This is a genomic window from Paraburkholderia sp. (genome assembly GCF_049581445.1).
Lineage (GTDB): Bacteria > Pseudomonadota > Gammaproteobacteria > Burkholderiales > Burkholderiaceae > Paraburkholderia.
Map to the genome: position 1 here is coordinate 1 of NZ_JBAURZ010000262.1, position 3076 is coordinate 3076.

Below are 3076 nucleotides of genomic sequence, written 5' to 3' on the forward strand. Positions count from 1 at the left end.
CGCCACACCGCACCAGGGATGAGCGCACGATGAAATACGTCACCGCGATGCGCTCGGGTCTGGTCTCGTGCCACGCGTGCGGACGCGTCGAACCCCGCATCCGTTCGATCACAGCGCAGCACTGCTCGCGCTGTGGCGCGAGGCTGCACCGGCGCAATCCCGACAGCCTGATGCGCACGTGGGCGCTACTGATTGCCGCCGCGTTGCTGTATATTCCGGCGAATCTGTTGCCCGTCATGCATACGGACTCGCTGCTCGGCTCGGAAAACGACACGATCATGAGCGGTGTTGTCTATTTCTGGACCTCGGGCGACTGGCCGCTCGCGGTCATTGTGTTTATTGCCAGCATCATGGTGCCGATGCTCAAGCTGAGCGTGCTGTTGCTGCTCACCATCACCGCGCAGCGCCACTCGCGCTGGCGCCCGCAACAGCGCATCAAGCTGTACCGGATGGTCGAGCGCATCGGCCGCTGGTCGATGCTCGACGTGTTCGTCGTCACGCTGACCATTGCGCTGGTACGTTTCAAGTCGCTCGCCGTGATCACGGCCGGCCCCGGCGCGATCGCGTTCGGCTCGGTCGTGATTCTGACGATGCTGGCATCCATGCAATTCGATCCACGGCTCATCTGGGACCCGGTGGACGGCGCACAAGGCGCACGCGGCGCTGGCACCAAAGGTGCTAACGACGCGCAAGGCACTGACAGTACGCAAGGCGGCACTCAACAATCTCAGGACCTCAAACATGACTAGCCCGCAAGGACCGACGCCCGCCCCGACGCCGCGCAACGATTCGAACGGACCCACGCTGCCGCCCAACCTGCCCGATCCCGAGATCGAGCCGCGCAGCCACTGGTTGCCCTCGCTCGTCTGGGTGATTCCGCTGATCGCCGCGCTGATCGGCATCGCGCTCGTGATCAAGTCCGTCACCGAAAAGGGGCCGACGATCACCATCACGTTCACCAGCGCTGAAGGACTCGAACAAGGCAAAACCCAGGTCAAATTCAAGGACGTCGACATTGGTCTCGTGAAGAACATTACGTTGTCCAAGGATCTCTCGCACGTCCAGATTCAGGTGCAGTTGACCAAGGAAGCCGAAAACTTCGCAGTCAAGGACACACGCTTCTGGGTCGTCCGTCCGCGTATCGGCGCGAGTGGGGTGTCGGGGCTGAGCACGCTGCTCTCCGGCGCGTATATCGGCGTGGACGCGGGTCACTCATCCGACTCGGAGAACCACTTCGTCGGCCTCGAGACGCCGCCCCCCATCACGGGTGACCAGCAGGGCCACCGCTACACGCTGCATGGCGATTCGCTTGGCTCGATCGATATCGGTTCGCCGATCTTCTACCGCCGTGTGCAGGTGGGCCAGGTGGTCGGCTTCTCGCTGGACAAGGACGGCACCGGCGTGACCATGCAGGTGTTCGTCGCCGCGCCGTACGACCAGTACGTGGGCGTCAACACGCGCTGGTGGCATGCAAGCGGCGTCGATCTGCGGCTCGATTCGAGCGGCTTCAAGCTGAACACGCAGTCGCTTGCCACCGTGCTGGTCGGCGGCCTGTCGTTCCAGTCACCGCCTGGTCAGCCAGCCGGTACGCAGGCGGCCAACAACATGACCTTCCGGCTTGGTTCGGACGAAGTCGACGCCATGCGCGAGCCTGACGGCGTGCCGCTGCGCGTCGTGATGAACTTCAATCAGTCGCTGCGCGGGCTGTCGGTTGGTGCACCGGTTGACTTCCGCGGCATCGTGCTCGGTCAGGTCACCAATATCGGCATCGACTACGATCCGAAGACCCGCAGCTTCCTGATGCCGGTCACGATGAACCTGTACCCCGACCGCCTCGGCAAGCGCTTCCGCGAGAAGGCGCCGGAGCCTGGCACCCCGGCCGGTCAGGATATGTTGCAACGTCTGGTTCAAAACGGCTTGCGCGGCCAGTTGCGTACCGGCAACCTGATTACGAGCCAGTTGTATATTGCGCTCGACATGTTCCCGAAGGCCGCACCGGCGAAGGTCGACGTGAACAGCGATCCGCTTGAACTGCCGACCATCCCGAATACGCTCGACGAATTGCAACTGCAGGTGGCGGACATCGCGAGGAAACTCGATCAGGTGCCATTCGACCAGATCGGCGCGAACCTGAACAACTCGCTGAAGAACGCCGATCAACTGTTCTCGCGCCTGAATACCGAGGTGGTGCCGGAGGCCCGCGACACGCTAGCGGCTGCCAAGCAGACCTTCGGTTCAGCCGAGGCGACCCTGCAGCAGGACTCGCCGCTGCAGTCGGATGTCCATCAGGCATTGCAGGAACTGACCCGCACGCTGCAGTCGTTGAATGCGCTGTCGGACTATCTGGAACGCCATCCGGAATCGCTGTTGCGCGGAAAACCAGGAGATAAACAATGACGTTTGCCCGGCTCCCCCGCCCGCCGCGCGAGTTTGTCCGCGCTGCTGCGTGCCTCGGCGTCTGCGCCGGATTGGCGGCGCTCGCCGCCTGCTCATCGCCCGTGAGTCACTTCTATACGCTGGGCGATCCCGATGCTACGGCCACCGCCCGCAGCGCGACAGCGCCCGCATTGTTGATCGAAGTGCCGCCGGTGGATGTTCCGTCGCAGGTCGCAAAAAATCAGATGGTGGTACAGACCGGCACGACACAGGTACAGATCCTCGAACAGGAACGCTGGGCTTCGTTGCCCGGTGACGAGATCCGTCGTGCGCTGTCCAGCGATCTGACCCAGCAACTCGGCACGATCGATGTATACGGCACGGCTTATCCGGAAGGTACGCCGGTGTACCGCGTGAGCGTCAACGTACAGCGTTTCGAATCGTGGCCGGGTTCGCATGCGTTGATCGACGCGGTATGGAGCGTGCGCGCTGTCGGCAGCCAGACAGTCATGACTTGCCGCAGCGTTGTGAATCAGCCGGTGACAGGTAGCTACGACGGAGTGGTGGACGGTCATCGTCAGGCCGTACAGCAGATTTCGACGCAGATCGTCGCCGGCATCAGGACGATGGCCGCCGCGCCGCAGGTCCACGCTGCCGCGCCTGCCAAGAAGGCATCCGGCGTAGCGGCCCGGGTCGTGCC

General features: G+C 63.3%; 3 protein-coding genes. All 3 read left to right on the forward strand.

Features of this window, described 5'->3' with window-relative positions; translation table 11 throughout:
* Window positions 1-29 precede the first annotated feature (29 nt).
* Entirely contained in the window at window positions 30-749 is a 720-nt protein-coding gene (locus WCA85_RS22215; RefSeq protein ID WP_424067019.1) for a paraquat-inducible protein A, read from the forward strand.
* On the forward strand, window positions 742-2397 hold the full coding sequence (locus WCA85_RS22220; RefSeq protein WP_424067017.1) for an intermembrane transport protein PqiB: 1656 nt from the start codon (window positions 742-744) through the stop codon (window positions 2395-2397). The genes WCA85_RS22215 and WCA85_RS22220 overlap by 8 nt, the downstream gene beginning before the upstream one ends.
* Window positions 2394-3076: PqiC family protein (locus WCA85_RS22225; protein WP_424067018.1), on the forward strand; the 683-nt coding region annotated here is incomplete at its 3' end. The genes WCA85_RS22220 and WCA85_RS22225, both read left to right, overlap by 4 nt.

What these genes read in the sequence shown, in the direction of transcription:
- WCA85_RS22220 (WP_424067017.1), top strand. Translation starts at nt 742, where the DNA reads ATGACTAGCCCGCAAGGACCGACGCCCGCCCCGACGCCGCGCAACGAT.
- WCA85_RS22215 (WP_424067019.1), top strand. Translation starts at nt 30, where the DNA reads ATGAAATACGTCACCGCGATGCGCTCGGGTCTGGTCTCGTGCCACGCG.